The organism is Pseudomonas sp. MWU13-2100, from assembly GCF_023242365.1.
Taxonomy (GTDB): Bacteria; Pseudomonadota; Gammaproteobacteria; order Pseudomonadales; family Pseudomonadaceae; genus Aquipseudomonas.
This window is the reverse complement of the sequence record NZ_JALLIX010000014.1, coordinates 96,552-111,755: the sequence shown is the minus strand read 5'-3', so window position 1 is coordinate 111,755 and position 15,204 is coordinate 96,552. Positions and strand designations below refer to the sequence as shown.

Genomic DNA, 15,204 nt, shown 5'->3' with positions numbered 1-15,204 from the left:
TAATACGACTTGCCAGTCAGTTTTCGGTGGTTTAGTCCAGGCTGTCGACTTTCACTCGCAAAGTCATGTCGTTACGCCCGGAGGTCGAGTAGCTGCGGGTTAGCGCCTGCCGGTCGGCCTGGCTCTGGCCGTTGACACCGGCCAGGGTGATCCACTCGCCCAGGCGCCCGCTGACGGTTGTGTCGGTGCTTTGCACGTTCACTACATCCTGACGCTCCTGGCTGATCCGGTCACGATTGGTACTGATGGACAGGTGAACGATGTCGCCGGTGACGCTGGCGGTGACGTAGAAGCCCTGGGTCACGTTGCGGTACTGGCTCTGTATCTGCGTCAGGGGCTGTTGGTTCGGGTTCTGATTCTGGCTCGAGCCGTTGCCGAAGGACTGGTTGGTGCTGATGGCGGTGGTCAGCGGAACGCTCTGGCCGACCTGGATCAGCGCCGGGGTGCCTTCGACGGTCTGGACCTGCTGGATGCCGCCGTCGCGACTGGCGGTGCCGTAGTTGATGATACGGGTCTGGCTCTGGCCATTGACGCTATAGCCCTGGCTGTTCTGGTCGTTGTTTTCACTGGTGTCGACGCTGATCAGCAGGCGCCTGGCGGGGGTGTCGAGTTGGCCGAGGAAGTCGCGCAGTTCCTTGATCTTGGCCGGTTCGGCATTGACGATCAGTTGGTTCTGGTAGGCGCTGGCCTTGCCGTCCTTGCCGAGAAAGTCCTGGGCCACGGGGAGCAGGTCGGCGCTGGTGCGGTAGTTCAGGGGGATGATTTCGGTGGCGGCCTGGGCGCTGAGCGTGCAGGTCAGTAGCAGGCCGGTGAACAGGGTGCGTAGGGACATGTCCGTTATCTCCGCGTTGGACTGGGCAATAGCTTGAGTTTGACAGTTTCTCGGCCATTGGTGGGTCAAGTTGAATCGCGGACAGCAAAACGCCCCGGCATCGGAGGATGGCGGGGCGTCTTGAGGTGTTCTTGTCGACGCCTTCGCGGGCAAGCTCCGCTCCCACGGGATTGAGAGCAGCCACTAGCTTTGTGCGTGACGCAAAACCTGTGGGAGCGGAGCTTGCCCGCGAATGGCTGCGCAGCAGCGCCGGCTTTTAAACCGAGCCGCGCACCATGTCCACGTGGGGAATCCCGGCTTCGAGAAACTCCTCGCTGACAATGCTGAACCCCAGGCGCTCATAGAACCGGGTCGCCTGGACCTGGGCACTGAGCATCTGTTGCTTGAGGCCGCGTTTCTCGGCCTCGCCGATCACCGCCTGCATCAGCGCGTCGCCGACCTTCAGGCCGCGCCAGTCCTTGAGGACCGAGACCCGGCCGATATGGCCGTCCGGCAACAACCGGGCGGTGCCGATCGGGAAGTCTCCCTCGAAGGCCAGGAAGTGCACGGCACCGCTGTCATCGGCGTCCCACTCCAGCTCCGGCGGAACCGACTGCTCGGCAATAAATACAGACTCACGAATGCGCCGAATCTCGGCGTTATCCTTTTGCCAGTCCGCGACACGTACGTGAATTCTATTCATCGGCAAATCCCAGGCTTCCTTGTTTGACCAGCTGACACAGCAGGCTGCGCCCATCTTCATCGGCCAACCATGGCGCCAGATTATCCGCGTGCAGGGCGTCGGCCGCACAGATCATTTTCAACAGCTCGCGCAGTTTGCCCGGCAGCAGGCGGCTCTGTCCGCTGGCGAACAGCAGCAGGTCGTCGTCGACTTCGGACCAGGCCATGCGCGCGCTCGGGTTGCGGATCAGTATCGCGCCCTGTTGCAGGCTGGCGAGCAGGTCTTCTTCTTCGAGTTCCGGGCCTGTCACCAGTTCCGGGTAGCGCGGCTCGGTCATGAACTGGCCGAACCAGGTCAGCAGCAGGCGCTCGTCGCTCATGTGTTCGGCCAGCAGGCTTTTCAGGCGATCGAGGGCATCATGCTGGATCTGGTGCGGATCGGCCACCGGTTGCGCGTCGGCGTCGGTGTAGCGCTCTTCGTCCGGCAGGAATTGGGCGAGGAAGTCGGTGAAGTGGGTCAGTACTTCAGCGGCGCTCGGCGCGCGGAAACCTACCGAATAGGTCATGCAGTCATCCACGGCCACGCCGCAATGGGCCAGGCGCGGCGGCAGGTAGAGCATGTCGCCGGGTTCCAGGGTCCACTCGGCGCTTTCCTCGAATTCGGCGAGGATGCGCAGGTCGGCGTGTTCCAGCAGCGGGCTGTTGGAGTCGCACATCTGGCCGATTTTCCAGTTGCGCTTGCCGTGGCCCTGGAGCAGGAACACATCGTAGTTGTCGAAGTGCGGGCCGACGCTGCCGCCGGGCGCGGCAAAGCTGATCATCACGTCGTCGATGCGCCAGCTCGGCAGGAAGCGGAAGTGCTCCAGCAGTTCGGCGACTTCCGGGACGAACTGGTCCACGGCCTGCACCAGCAGGGTCCAGTCGCGTTCCGGCAACTGGCTGAAGGCGTCTTCGGCGAATGGGCCACGGCGCAGCTCCCAGGGGCGCTCGCCGTGCTCGATGATCAGGCGCGATTCGACTTCTTCTTCCAGGGCCAGGCCGGCCAGTTCATCGGCGTCGATCGGGCTTTCGAAATCCGGAATCGCCTGACGGATCAGCAGGGGTTTCTTCTGCCAGTAGTCGCGCAGGAATTCCCGGGCGGTGATACCGCCCAGAAGTTGCAGAGGAATATCAGGATTCATGTGTAACCTATTGAAAAAGATTATTTTTCAGACTGGAATAAAAACGCCCGGCTCAGCCGGGCGTTCAGAGCGGGTACGGTGCGATCAGATACGCTGGGCCTGGGCCACGGCGTTGCCGATGTAGTTGGCCGGGGTGAGTTTTTTCAGCTCGGCCTTGGCGTCCGCGGGCATCTCGAGGCCGTCGATGAAAGTTTGCAGTGCTTCGGGGCTGATGCCCTTGCCACGGGTCAGTTCTTTCAGTTTTTCGTACGGGTTTTCGATGTTGTAGCGACGCATGACAGTCTGGATCGGCTCGGCCAGGACTTCCCAGCAGGCGTCCAGGTCGGCGGCGATTTTCTGCTCGTTGAGCTCCAGCTTGCTGATGCCCTTGAGGCTGGCTTCGTAAGCGATGACGCTATGGGCGAAGCCGACGCCGAGGTTGCGCAGCACGGTGGAGTCGGTCAGGTCGCGCTGCCAGCGGGAGATCGGCAGCTTGCTGGCCAGGTGTTGGAACAGCGCGTTGGCGATACCCAGGTTGCCTTCGGAGTTCTCGAAGTCGATCGGGTTGACCTTGTGCGGCATGGTCGAGGAACCGATTTCGCCGGCAATGGTGCGCTGCTTGAAGTAGCCCAGGGAGATGTAGCCCCAGATATCGCGGTCGAAGTCGATCAGGATAGTGTTGAAGCGCGCGATCGCGTCGAACAGCTCGGCGATGTAGTCGTGCGGCTCGATCTGGGTGGTGTAGGGGTTGAAGCCCAGGCCCAGCTCGTCTTCGATGAAGGCGCGGGCGTTTTCTTCCCAGTCGATCTGCGGGTAGGCCGACAAGTGTGCGTTGTAGTTGCCCACGGCACCGTTGATCTTGCCCAACAGCGGCACGGCGGCGACCTGGGCGATCTGGCGTTCCAGGCGGTAGACGACGTTCGCCAGCTCCTTGCCCAGAGTGGTCGGCGAGGCCGGCTGGCCATGGGTGCGCGAGAGCATCGGCACGCCGGCGAAGCGGTGGGCCAGTTCGCGGATGGCTTCGGCGATCTGGCGCATCAGCGGCAGCAGCACATCGTCGCGGCCTTCGCGCAGCATCAGGGCGTGGGACAGGTTGTTGATGTCCTCGCTGGTGCAGGCGAAGTGGATGAATTCGCTGACGTTGGCCAGTTCAGGCAGCTTGGCGGCTTGTTCCTTGAGCAGGTACTCAATGGCCTTGACGTCGTGGTTGGTGGTGCGCTCGATCTCCTTCACACGCTCGGCGTGTTCCAGGGAGAAGTTCTCGGCGAGGGTGTTCAGTACTGCGTTGGCTTCGGCGGAAAACGCCGGAACTTCGCTGATCTGGGCATGGGCGGCCAGACGCTGGAGCCAGCGCACTTCCACCAGGACGCGAGCACGGATCAGGCCGTATTCACTGAAAATTGGGCGCAGGGCCTGGGTTTTGCCGGCGTAGCGGCCGTCAACAGGGGAAACCGCAGTGAGCGAAGAAAGCTGCATGGGGTGTTCTCGGACAGTCGGGCAACGAAATGGGGCGCGAATTATACATGAAAATAATCGCCGGTCTGTTGCCAACCGACCGGCGTCTTGCGCTTTTTGCGGATAACAGCGCCTAGGCGCTGTGCATCAGCGGGTAGAGTTCCTTGAGCAGCTTGCGTCGACTGACCACCAGTTGCCAGCGATGGCCGCCCAGTTGTCGCCACAGGCGCGCCGAGCGGATACCGGCCAGCAGCAGGGCGCGGATCTTCGAGGCGTTGCTCGGTTGTTGCAGGTTGCGCATGTCGCCGTGCACCTGGATGCGCTGGCGCAGGGTGCTCAGGGTGTCCTGGTACAGGGCGCCGCAGGCGGCCACGACGTTTTCGTGGGACGGGCCGAAGTGTTCGACCTGGGACTGGATCTGCGGCAGGCGCTTGCCGATGATCTCCAGCAGATCGTCACGCTTGGCCAACTGGCGCTCGAGGCCAAGCATCGACAGGGCATAACGCAGCGGTTCGCGTTGCAGGGTGCTGGGGTCGCGCTCCAGGGCGCCGATCAGGGCGCGGTAGCCGTCGCGCAACTGGAGGTCGTCACCGCCGTAGACTTCCAGGGTGTCCTTGGGGTCGCGCACCAGCAGGCTGCCGAGCATGCAGCTCAGGCCGGCTTCGCTGGACTGGCCGCTCTTGGCGATCTTGTCCACCAGCACCGCGGCGAGAAACACACCGCCCAGCGCGGTCAATTGCTCCTGGGTCGGGCTCATGGGCGCGGGTCCTTGAAGGTCCAGGGCTCGGCGACTTCGATCACGCCGCCACCGAGGCAGACCTCGCCGTCGTAGAACACCACGGACTGGCCGGGAGTCACCGCGCGTTGTGGTTCGTCGAACACCGCGCGATAGCCGTTTGCGGTCTGTTCCAGGGTGCAGGACTGGTCGCTTTGGCGATAACGCACCTTGGCTGTCAACTTGCGCGGCGCGCTCAGGTCCACCGGGTTGACCCAGTAGATCTCGGAGGCGAGCAGGGCGCGGGAAAACAGCCATGGGTGCTCGTTGCCCTGACCGACGATCAGTTCGTTGTGTTCCAGGTCCTTGAGCAGCACGTACCACGGCTCGTCGCTGGCGTCCTTCAGACCGCCGATACCCAGGCCCTGGCGCTGGCCGATGGTGTGGTACATCAGGCCGTGGTGACGGCCGATGACTTCGCCGTCGGTGGTCTTGATCTCGCCCGGCTGGGCCGGCAGGTACTGCTTGAGGAAGTCGCTGAAGCGACGCTCGCCGATAAAGCAGATACCGGTGGAGTCCTTCTTCTTCGCCGTGGCCAGTTCATGTTTCTCGGCAATGGCGCGCACGGCGGGTTTTTCCAGCTCGCCGACCGGGAACAGGGTCTTGGCGATCTGCTCGCCGCCGACGGCGTGGAGGAAGTAGCTCTGGTCCTTGTTCGGATCCAGGCCCTTGAGCAGTTCGGTGCGGCCGTCGATGTCGCGTCGACGCACGTAGTGGCCGGTGGCGATCAGGTCGGCACCGAGCATCAGGGCGTAGTCGAGGAACGCCTTGAACTTGATTTCGCGGTTGCAGAGGATGTCCGGGTTCGGCGTGCGTCCGGCCTTGTATTCGGCCAGAAAGTGTTCGAACACGTTGTCCCAGTATTCGGCGGCGAAGTTGGCGGTGTGCAGCTTGATGCCGATCTTGTCGCACACGGCCTGGGCGTCCGCCAGGTCGTCCATGGCGGTGCAGTACTCCGTTCCGTCGTCTTCTTCCCAGTTCTTCATGAACAGGCCTTCCACCTGGTAACCCTGCTCCATCAGCAGGACAGCGGAAACGGAAGAGTCTACGCCGCCGGACATGCCGACGATGACGCGCAGGTTTTCTGGGGCGGTGGCAGCTGGATCACGCATAGGGATTCAATGAGTGTCTTCGAAAAAGGACGCGATTCTAACAGGCCCGGGCCCGCAAGGCTAAAGAGAAGGGCGGATCAGCTCGAGACTGTGCAGGGGGCCGGCCAGATAATCGTCCAGGCAGCGGATGATCAGCTCACTGCGCCATTGCGGGCGCAGGGCCAGCAATTGCTCGCGGGTCAGCCAGTGCGGGCCGATGATGCCGTGGTCCAGTTGATACTCGGGGTGGTGCTTGAGCGGTTTGCCGGCAAAGCAGACGCGCTGGTAGGTCACGCCGTTGCTCGGGGCGGTATACAGGTAGATGCCGATGACGCCGGTCAGCTCCACGTCCCAGCCGGTTTCCTCGAGGGTTTCGCGGATGGCGGCTTGGATCAGGGTTTCATCGGGGGCCAGATGGCCGGCGGGCTGGTTGAAGACCGTCTGTCCGTCTTGCAGCTCTTCGACCAGCAGGAAACGACCGTTGTCTTCGACGACGGTGGCGACGGTGATATGGGGTTGCCATTTCATAGGGTGGGGCTCCCACGGGATTTGTATTCACAGGGCGATGAATGCTTGGGCCACAAACACAAACCCCGGCACCGGGCCGGGGTTTGTGGTGCTTCCTGAACGCTTACACCAGCGCGGCAATCGCTGCGTTGAAGGTCGCGCTCGGACGCATGGCCTTGCTGATCAGCTCGGCATCGGCGTGGTAGTAGCCGCCGATGTCCACTGGCTTGCCCTGTACCGCGTTGAGCTCGGCAACGATGGTCGCCTCGTTCTCGGCCAGGGTCTTGGCCAGTTGGGTGAACTGGCCTTGCAGTGCGGTGTCTTCGCTCTGGGCGGCCAGGGCCTGGGCCCAGTACAGCGCCAGGTAGAAGTGGCTGCCGCGGTTGTCGATGTTGCCGACTTTACGCGATGGCGACTTGTTGTTGTCGAGGAACTGGCCGGTGGCCTGGTCCAGGGTCTTCGACAGCACCAGGGCTTTCGGGTTGTTGTAGGTCACGCCCAGGTGCTCAAGGGAGGCGGCCAGGGCGAGGAACTCACCCAGGGAATCCCAGCGCAGGAAGTTCTCTTCCACCAGTTGCTGCACGTGCTTGGGAGCCGAGCCGCCGGCGCCGGTTTCGAACAGGCCACCGCCGTTCATCAGCGGCACGATCGACAGCATCTTGGCGCTGGTGCCCAGTTCCATGATCGGAAACAGGTCGGTCAGGTAGTCGCGCAGCACGTTACCGGTGACCGAGATGGTGTCCTTGCCGGCACGGGTGCGGGCCAGGGTGACTTTCATCGCATCGACCGGCGACATGATCTGGATGTCCAGGCCAGTGGTGTCGTGGTCCTTGAGGTAGGTCTGGACTTTCTCGATCACCACGCCGTCATGGGCGCGCATCGGGTCGAGCCAGAAAATCGCCGGAGTGTTGCTGGCGCGGGCACGGTTGACGGCCAGTTTGACCCAGTCCTGGATCGGCGCGTCTTTGGCTTGGCACATGCGGAAGATGTCGCCGGCTTCCACGGTTTGTTCCAGCAGGGTACGACCGCTGTTGTCGGAAACCCGAACCACGCCGTCGGTCTTGATCTGGAAGGTCTTGTCGTGGGAGCCGTACTCTTCGGCTTTCTTCGCCATCAGGCCGACGTTCGGCACGCTGCCCATGGTGGTCGGATCGAAGGCGCCGTGTTGCTTGCAGTCTTCGATTACCGCCTGGTAGATGGTGGCGTAGCAGCGATCCGGGATCACCGCCTTGGTGTCGTGCAGTTGGCCATCGGTGCCCCACATCTTGCCGGAGTCACGGATCATGGCTGGCATCGAGGCGTCGACAATGACGTCGCTCGGTACGTGCAGGTTGGTGATGCCCTTGTCGGAGTTGACCATGGCCAGCGCCGGACGCACGGCGTAGACCGCCTGGATGTCGGCTTCGATCTGCGCCTGCTGTTCGGCCGGCAGGGCCTTGATACGGGCGTACAGGTCGCCGATGCCGTTGTTCAGGTTGAAGCCGATCTGCTCCAGTACTTCAGCGTGCTTGGTCAGGGCATCCTTGTAGAACTCGGCAACGATCTGGCCGAACATGATCGGGTCGGAGACCTTCATCATGGTGGCTTTCAGGTGAACCGACAGCAGCACGCCTTGTTTCTTGGCGTCTTCGATTTCAGCGGCGATGAAGCTGCGCAGGGCATTCTTGCTCAGCACGGCGCAATCGAGGATCTCACCGGCTTGTACGCTGGTTTTCTCTTTCAGGACGCTGGCAGTGCCGTCCTGGGCGATCAGCTCGATCTTGACGCTGCCGGCGGTGTCGATCAGCGCGGCTTTTTCGCTGCCGTAGAAGTCGCCGGTGCTCATGTGGGCAACGTGGGACTTGGAGTCGGCTGCCCAGGCGCCCATCTTGTGCGGGTGCTTGCGTGCATAGTTCTTGACCGACAGCGGGGCGCGGCGGTCGGAGTTGCCTTCGCGCAGGACCGGGTTCACGGCGCTGCCCTTGATCTTGTCGTAACGGGCGCGAGCATCTTTCTCGGCGTCGGTGCTGACGGTTTCCGGGTAGTCCGGGATGTTGAAGCCCTGGGCTTGCAGTTCCTTGATCGCAGCCTGCAGTTGTGGAACCGAGGCGCTGATGTTCGGCAGCTTGATGATGTTGGCTTCAGGGGTGATGGCCAGCTCGCCCAGTTCGGCGAGGTGATCAGGCACGGCCTTGGCGCCCAGTTGTTCAGGGAAGCTTGCGAGAATGCGTCCGGCCAGGGAGATATCGCGGGTTTCCACGGCGATATCAGCCGAAGCGGTAAAGGCCTCTACGATAGGCAACAGTGAATAAGTGGCGAGGGCAGGCGCTTCGTCGGTGAAGGTGTAGATGATCTTCGAACGGTTGGGCATATTCGGATTAACTCTCTTCTTTGCTAAAGCATGCGCAGAAACTCGAGATGCGCCGGGTAAGCGCGTTCGTTCAAAAGTCATCCATGAGCCGAATGTCGAGGTTTCTTCGCGCGCGGTGATGTTGGGTGCATCAGTCGAGCGTCAAGCGGTCGGATTGCGATAACAACCCGGCTTTTTCGGGCGGAAAGTCTCGTTGTAGAGAGGTCGGCCGGCGTGACTCCATGGTCAGCGGCGCGATTATACATAGGTTGCTGGCAAAACGCCGATGCTTCATAAGCGACTACACTCGTCCATTGGTCTAAAGGTCGCAGGGCGCCCTGCGGCGAGGTGTCGCAAGCAGTGCTCGACTTTGGCACTTTTACCTTTGCTTTCAAGCTTGTAGGCCGCGAATTCGAGGTTTTTCGCGGCACATGAGTCGGGTGTGAGGTTCCCACGGGCATGCACCTGGGGTACGCTCGAACGCAGCCAGATGTTCAATCCATAGATGGAGTTCAACATGGGATACAAGAAGATTCAGGTTCCGGCAGTCGGCGACAAAATCACCGTCAATGCAGACCATTCTCTCAATGTTCCTGACAACCCGATCATCCCCTTCATCGAAGGCGATGGTATTGGCGTCGATATCAGCCCGGTGATGATCAAGGTCGTCGATGCGGCGGTGCACAAGGCCTACGGCGGCAAGCGCAAGATCTCCTGGATGGAAGTCTTCGCCGGCGAGAAAGCCACCCAGGTCTATGACCAGGACACCTGGCTGCCCCAGGAAACCCTGGACGCGGTCAAGGATTACGTGGTCTCCATCAAGGGCCCGCTGACCACGCCGGTTGGCGGCGGTATCCGTTCGCTGAACGTGGCGCTGCGCCAACAGCTCGACCTGTATGTCTGCCTGCGTCCGGTGCGCTGGTTCGAAGGCGTGCCCAGCCCGGTGAAGAAGCCCGGCGACGTCGACATGACCATCTTCCGTGAGAACTCCGAAGACATCTATGCCGGTATCGAATGGAAAGCCGGTTCGCCGGAAGCGACCAAGGTCATCAAGTTCCTGAAGGAAGAAATGGGTGTGACCAAGATCCGTTTCGACCAGGATTGCGGGATCGGCATCAAGCCGGTGTCGAAAGAGGGCACCCAGCGCCTGGCGCGCAAGGCCCTGCAATATGTTGTCGATAACGACCGCAAGTCGCTGACCATCGTGCACAAAGGCAACATCATGAAGTTCACCGAGGGTGCCTTCAAGGAATGGGCCTACGAAGTGGCGGCCGAGGAGTTCGGCGCGACCTTGCTCGACGGCGGTCCGTGGATGCAGTTCAAGAACCCGAAGACCGGCCGCAACGTGGTGGTCAAGGACGCAATCGCCGATGCCATGCTCCAGCAGATCCTGCTGCGCCCGGCCGAGTACGACGTGATCGCGACCCTGAACCTGAACGGTGACTACCTGTCCGACGCCCTGGCCGCCGAAGTCGGTGGTATCGGTATCGCCCCCGGGGCCAACCTGTCCGACACCGTGGCGATGTTCGAGGCGACCCACGGTACGGCACCCAAGTACGCCGGCAAGGACCAGGTCAACCCCGGTTCGCTGATCCTTTCCGCGGAAATGATGTTACGGCACATGGGCTGGACTGAAGCGGCCGACCTGATCATCAAGGGCACCAACGGTGCCATCGGCGCGAAAACCGTAACTTACGATTTCGAGCGTCTGATGGACGGTGCGACGCTGGTCTCGTCTTCCGGCTTTGGCGATGCGCTGATCAAGCACATGTAAGTCGACCGGCGGTCAACGAAAACGCCCGGACCAAGTGATTGGGTCGGGCGTTTCGTTATCTGAAAGTGTCTGGCTTTCAGGCTCTGGCTGTGGCTGCGGGGGCTTGTGCGGCAGCGTTCTGCGGTTTGGCGGCAGGCGCGGCAACGGTCACCAGTTGCCGGATGTTGACCGCGTGCAAGCCCTTGGGGCCCTGGATGATCTCAAAGCTTACTGCTTGGCCAGCCTTAAGGGTCTTATAGCCATCCATCTGGATGGCCGAGTAATGGGCGAACAGGTCTTCACTCTTGCCTTCTTCAATGATGAAGCCGTAGCCCTTGGCATTGTTGAACCACTTGACTTTACCACTCAGCATGCTCATATCCCTCTGCAAACGACCCCATCACTGGAGTATCATCCAGTTCATCCTTCACTGCGTGAACCAGAAAAACGGTTGACGGTATGGACCTTTATTACCCACTGTGGGCTCTATTGGTTGTAACACCGTTTTGCCGATAGTCAAGGTGACCTGGCGGTCAGCATTGAAATCTGTCTGCCGCGTCCCCATCACTGCAATTGCTCAACTGACGAACCTTTCTTTCCATGCATGCAATCAGCCAGATTCGACTAACATTCAATCAGGATCGCCCGGATTCCCACGACGACGATTCCGCGGGTATTGCAGTACAGGAATCCAAGCCCGCGTTGCAGGCGCCGCCGATGTACAAGGTGGTTTTGTTCAACGATGACTACACACCGATGGATTTCGTCGTCGAAGTGCTCGAGGTGTTTTTTAACCTGAATCGCGAGCTGGCGACCAAGGTCATGCTGGCCGTCCACACAGAAGGGCGGGCAGTATGTGGAGTGTTTACCCGCGACATCGCCGAGACCAAGGCCATGCAGGTCAACCAGTACGCCAGGGAAAGCCAGCATCCGCTACTCTGTGAAATCGAGAAGGACGGTTAATGCCGACCACTTGGGTATGAGGTGAACTATGTTAAACCGCGAACTCGAAGTCACCCTCAATCTTGCCTTCAAGGAGGCTCGCTCGAAGCGTCATGAATTCATGACCGTCGAGCACCTGCTGCTGGCCCTTTTGGATAATGAGGCTGCCGCCACCGTCCTGCGTGCCTGTGGCGCCAATCTCGATAAACTCAAGCACGATCTGCAGGAGTTCATCGACTCCACCACGCCGCTGATCCCCGTCCATGACGAGGATCGCGAAACCCAGCCGACTCTGGGCTTCCAGCGTGTCCTGCAACGTGCCGTCTTCCATGTGCAGAGTTCCGGTAAGCGTGAAGTGACGGGCGCCAACGTGCTGGTCGCGATCTTCAGCGAGCAGGAAAGCCAGGCGGTCTTCCTGCTCAAGCAACAAAGCGTTGCACGAATCGATGTCGTCAATTACATCGCCCATGGCATCTCCAAGGTGCCCGGGCACGGCGATCACTCCGAAGGCGAGCAAGATATGCAGGACGAAGAGGGCGGTGAGTCTTCATCTTCAGGCAATCCGCTGGACGCGTATGCCAGCAATCTGAACGAACTGGCGCGCCAGGGTCGTATCGATCCGTTGGTCGGGCGCGAGCTGGAGGTCGAGCGCGTGGCGCAGATCCTGGCGCGTCGGCGCAAGAACAACCCGCTGCTGGTGGGTGAGGCGGGCGTGGGCAAGACGGCCATCGCCGAAGGCCTGGCCAAGCGCATCGTCGACAACCAGGTGCCGGACCTGCTGGCCAACAGCGTGGTCTACTCCCTCGACCTCGGTGCCCTGCTGGCCGGTACCAAATACCGTGGCGATTTCGAGAAGCGCTTCAAGGCGTTGCTCGGCGAGCTGAAAAAACGTCCGCAGGCGATCCTGTTCATCGACGAAATCCACACCATCATCGGTGCGGGTGCCGCTTCCGGCGGCGTCATGGATGCCTCTAACCTGCTCAAGCCGTTGCTCTCCTCGGGTGATATTCGCTGCATCGGTTCGACCACCTTCCAGGAATTTCGTGGCATCTTCGAGAAGGACCGGGCCTTGGCGCGGCGCTTCCAGAAAGTCGACGTGTCCGAGCCTTCGGTGGAAGACACCATCGGCATCCTGCGCGGCCTGAAAGGGCGTTTCGAGCAGCACCACAATATCGAGTACAGCGATGAGGCCTTGCGCGCCGCCGCCGAACTGGCGTCGCGTTATATCAATGATCGGCACATGCCGGACAAGGCCATTGACGTGATCGACGAAGCCGGTGCCTATCAGCGCCTGCAACCGATCGAGAAACGCGTCAAACGCATCGAGGTGGCGCAGGTCGAGGACATCGTGGCGAAGATCGCGCGGATTCCGCCAAAACACGTCACCAGCTCCGACAAGGAACTGCTGCGTAACCTGGAGCGCGACCTGAAACTGACCGTATTCGGTCAGGATGCGGCCATCGACTCGCTGTCGACCGCCATCAAGCTGTCTCGTGCCGGCTTGAAATCGCCGGACAAACCGGTCGGTTCGTTCCTGTTCGCCGGTCCTACCGGCGTCGGCAAGACCGAAGCGGCGCGGCAGCTGGCCAAGGCGATGGGGATCGAACTGGTGCGCTTCGACATGTCCGAGTACATGGAGCGGCACACCGTATCGCGTCTGATCGGTGCGCCTCCGGGGTATGTCGGTTTCGACCAGGGCGGTCTGCTGACCGAAGCCATCACCAAGCAACCGCATTGCGTGCTGTTGCTCGATGAAATCGAGAAGGCCCATCCGGAAGTCTTCAACCTGCTGCTGCAGGTGATGGATCACGGGACCCTGACCGACAACAACGGGCGCAAGGCGGACTTCCGCAACGTGATCGTGATCATGACCACCAACGCCGGTGCCGAGACTGCGGCGCGTGCGTCGATTGGCTTCGCGCATCAGGACCACTCGTCCGATGCCATGGAAGTGATCAAGAAGAGCTTCACGCCGGAGTTCCGCAACCGTCTGGATACCATTATCCAGTTTGGTCGCCTCAGTCATGAGGTCATCAAGAGCGTGGTGGACAAGTTCCTTACCGAACTTCAGGCGCAGCTGGAAGACAAGCGTGTGCAGTTGGAGGTTACCGATGCGGCCCGCAGCTGGCTGGCAGAGAGCGGTTACGACGCGGCGATGGGTGCACGCCCAATGGCGCGTCTGATCCAGGACAAGATCAAGCGGCCGTTGGCCGAAGAGATCCTGTTTGGCGAGTTGTCCGATCATGGCGGTGTGGTGCACATCGACATCAAGGACGGCGAGCTGACCTTCGAGTTCGAAACCACGGCTGAAATGGCTTGATGTAGGCCTGCAAAACACAACAAAGGCGCCAGAAGGCGCCTTTGTTGTGTCTGCTGTCTTGTGTGGCGAGCGGGCTTGCCCGCGCTCGTCTGCGCAGCAGTCGCAAAACCGACCACCTCAGTCTACCTGGTGTACCGGATTAGCCGGTTTTAGGGCCGTTTCGCGGCCCAGCGCGGGCAAGCCCGCTCGCCAGACAAACAAAAACGCCCGGCAGTACCGGGCGTTTTTGTATCGACTTGCTTAGCGGGCGCGGTAGGTGATGCGCCCTTTGCTCAAGTCGTAGGGCGTCAGCTCGACGCGCACTTTGTCACCGGTGAGAATACGAATGTAGTTCTTGCGCATCTTTCCGGAGATATGCGCGGTTACGACGTGCCCATTTTCCAATTCCACGCGAAACATGGTATTCGGCAGGGTGTCGACGACAGTGCCTTCCATTTCGAAGCTGTCTTCTTTCGACATGCAGTAAAGCCCTCGGTGTCCAGTGAATGGCCCGGTGCAACTGCGCCAGGCAAAAGCGGCGTGCATTGTGCCCGAAAAAGGGGGGTCACGCCAAGGGGTTAGTACCGGCCTGGAAAATACAGTTCGATTGCGCCGGGGTCGGCGACCTAACTGAGGGTGACCCAGCGCTGGTTGATCAGCAGTTCGATCGGTCGATATTGGGTCTTGTAGTTCATCTTCTTGCAGTTCTTGATCCAATAGCCGAGGTAGACCGCCTCCAGGCCCAGCCGCTGCGCTTCGCCGATCTGCCAGAGGATAGCGTAGCGCCCCAGGCTGCGACGCTCCTCAGCGGGCTCGTAGAAGGTGTAGACCGCTGACAAACCGTTGGGCAGCAGATCGGTGACGGCCACGGCCAGCAGGCGCCCCTCCAGGCGGAACTCATAGAAGCGTGAGAACGGCAGGTCGCGTACCAGAAAAGTGGAAAACTGGTCGCGACTGGGGGGGAACATGTCGCCATCGGCATGCCGTTGTTCGATGTAGCGCTGATACAGGTCGAAGTATTCCTCGCTGAATCCTGGCTTGACGGCCCGGACCTTGAGCTCGGCATTGCGCTTGAAGATACGTTTTTGCTGGCGATCGGGCTGGAACTGCGCCACGGGAATCCGTGCCGGCACGCAGGCATTGCAGTTCTGGCAGTGAGGCCGGTACAGGTGGTCGCCGCTACGACGGAAACCCATTTCCGACAGGTCTGCGTAGACATGCACGTCCATGGGCTGGCTAGGGTCGAGGAACAGCGTGGTGGCCTGCTCTTCGGGCAGATAGCTGCAAGAGTGGGGTTGAGTGGCATAAAACTTCAAGCGCGCCAGCTCGGTCATGATCGACCCTCGGAATAAGCTTTCAATTGCGTTGAATCAAGTGTAAGCCAGCCTGGGAAAAGACGCC

The 15,204-nt window shown here is 60.9% G+C and carries 14 protein-coding genes; 3 read left to right on the top strand and 11 right to left on the bottom strand.

Annotated features, from left to right (window positions below; all coding sequences use genetic code 11):
* Positions 1 to 31 precede the first annotated feature (31 nt).
* The 8 genes from M5B99_RS12530 to M5B99_RS12495 all read right to left on the bottom strand — a co-directional run bounded on the left by M5B99_RS12530 (position 32) and on the right by M5B99_RS12495 (position 8,830).
* Entirely contained in the window at positions 32 to 832 is an 801-nt protein-coding gene (locus M5B99_RS12530; RefSeq protein ID WP_248804304.1) for a secretin N-terminal domain-containing protein, read from the bottom strand.
* Between the two features lie 256 nt (positions 833 to 1,088).
* The gene (locus M5B99_RS12525) at positions 1,089 to 1,514 is read right to left on the bottom strand and encodes a GNAT family N-acetyltransferase (RefSeq protein WP_248800047.1); all 426 of its coding nucleotides are present in this window, start codon (positions 1,512 to 1,514) and stop codon (positions 1,089 to 1,091) included.
* The gene (locus M5B99_RS12520; protein WP_248804303.1) at positions 1,507 to 2,673 is read right to left on the bottom strand and encodes a cupin domain-containing protein; all 1,167 of its coding nucleotides are present in this window, start codon (positions 2,671 to 2,673) and stop codon (positions 1,507 to 1,509) included. The genes M5B99_RS12525 and M5B99_RS12520 overlap by 8 nt, the downstream gene beginning before the upstream one ends.
* An 84-nt stretch (positions 2,674 to 2,757) precedes the next feature.
* Positions 2,758 to 4,128 (bottom strand): adenylosuccinate lyase, encoded by a 1,371-nt coding sequence (gene purB / locus M5B99_RS12515; RefSeq protein WP_248804302.1) that lies wholly within the window; start codon positions 4,126 to 4,128, stop codon positions 2,758 to 2,760.
* A gap of 112 nt (positions 4,129 to 4,240) precedes the next feature.
* On the bottom strand, positions 4,241 to 4,864 hold the full coding sequence (gene hflD / locus M5B99_RS12510; RefSeq protein ID WP_248804301.1) for a high frequency lysogenization protein HflD: 624 nt from the start codon (positions 4,862 to 4,864) through the stop codon (positions 4,241 to 4,243).
* Positions 4,861 to 5,994 carry a tRNA 2-thiouridine(34) synthase MnmA gene (mnmA, locus tag M5B99_RS12505; RefSeq protein ID WP_248804300.1) on the bottom strand — a complete coding sequence of 378 codons (1,134 nt, stop codon included), beginning with the start codon at positions 5,992 to 5,994 and terminating at the stop codon, positions 4,861 to 4,863. Before mnmA ends, hflD begins: the two co-directional genes overlap by 4 nt.
* 60 nt (positions 5,995 to 6,054) lie before the next feature.
* Positions 6,055 to 6,501, bottom strand: coding sequence for an NUDIX hydrolase (locus M5B99_RS12500; RefSeq protein WP_248804299.1), 447 nt, complete (start codon positions 6,499 to 6,501; stop codon positions 6,055 to 6,057).
* Between the two features lie 103 nt (positions 6,502 to 6,604).
* Entirely contained in the window at positions 6,605 to 8,830 is a 2,226-nt protein-coding gene (locus tag M5B99_RS12495; RefSeq protein WP_248804298.1) for an NADP-dependent isocitrate dehydrogenase, read from the bottom strand.
* A 496-nt stretch (positions 8,831 to 9,326) separates the two neighbouring features.
* Here M5B99_RS12495 and icd point away from each other — a divergent pair, with 496 nt between their 5' ends.
* Positions 9,327 to 10,583, top strand: a complete 1,257-nt coding sequence (gene icd, locus M5B99_RS12490; RefSeq protein ID WP_248804297.1) for an NADP-dependent isocitrate dehydrogenase — start codon at positions 9,327 to 9,329, stop codon at positions 10,581 to 10,583.
* 76 nt (positions 10,584 to 10,659) lie between these two features.
* Here icd and cspD read toward each other — a convergent pair whose 3' ends face one another.
* A complete protein-coding gene (gene cspD, locus M5B99_RS12485; RefSeq protein ID WP_248804296.1) occupies positions 10,660 to 10,935 on the bottom strand; it encodes a cold shock domain-containing protein CspD in 276 nt (91 codons plus the stop codon).
* A 227-nt stretch (positions 10,936 to 11,162) separates the two neighbouring features.
* Here cspD and clpS point away from each other — a divergent pair, with 227 nt between their 5' ends.
* Both clpS and clpA read left to right on the top strand, forming a co-directional pair.
* Positions 11,163 to 11,525, top strand: coding sequence for an ATP-dependent Clp protease adapter ClpS (gene clpS / locus M5B99_RS12480; RefSeq protein WP_040069302.1), 363 nt, complete (start codon positions 11,163 to 11,165; stop codon positions 11,523 to 11,525).
* Positions 11,526 to 11,553: 28 nt separating this feature from the next.
* On the top strand, positions 11,554 to 13,824 hold the full coding sequence (gene clpA / locus M5B99_RS12475) for an ATP-dependent Clp protease ATP-binding subunit ClpA (protein WP_248800039.1): 2,271 nt from the start codon (positions 11,554 to 11,556) through the stop codon (positions 13,822 to 13,824).
* Between the two features lie 240 nt (positions 13,825 to 14,064).
* On the opposite strand, the gene infA is transcribed toward clpA, so the two are convergent.
* On the bottom strand, positions 14,065 to 14,283 hold the full coding sequence (infA, locus tag M5B99_RS12470; RefSeq protein ID WP_002553999.1) for a translation initiation factor IF-1: 219 nt from the start codon (positions 14,281 to 14,283) through the stop codon (positions 14,065 to 14,067).
* A 146-nt stretch (positions 14,284 to 14,429) separates the two neighbouring features.
* Positions 14,430 to 15,137 carry an arginyltransferase gene (locus M5B99_RS12465; protein WP_248804295.1) on the bottom strand — a complete coding sequence of 236 codons (708 nt, stop codon included), beginning with the start codon at positions 15,135 to 15,137 and terminating at the stop codon, positions 14,430 to 14,432.
* Between the last annotated feature and the right edge of the window lie 67 nt (positions 15,138 to 15,204).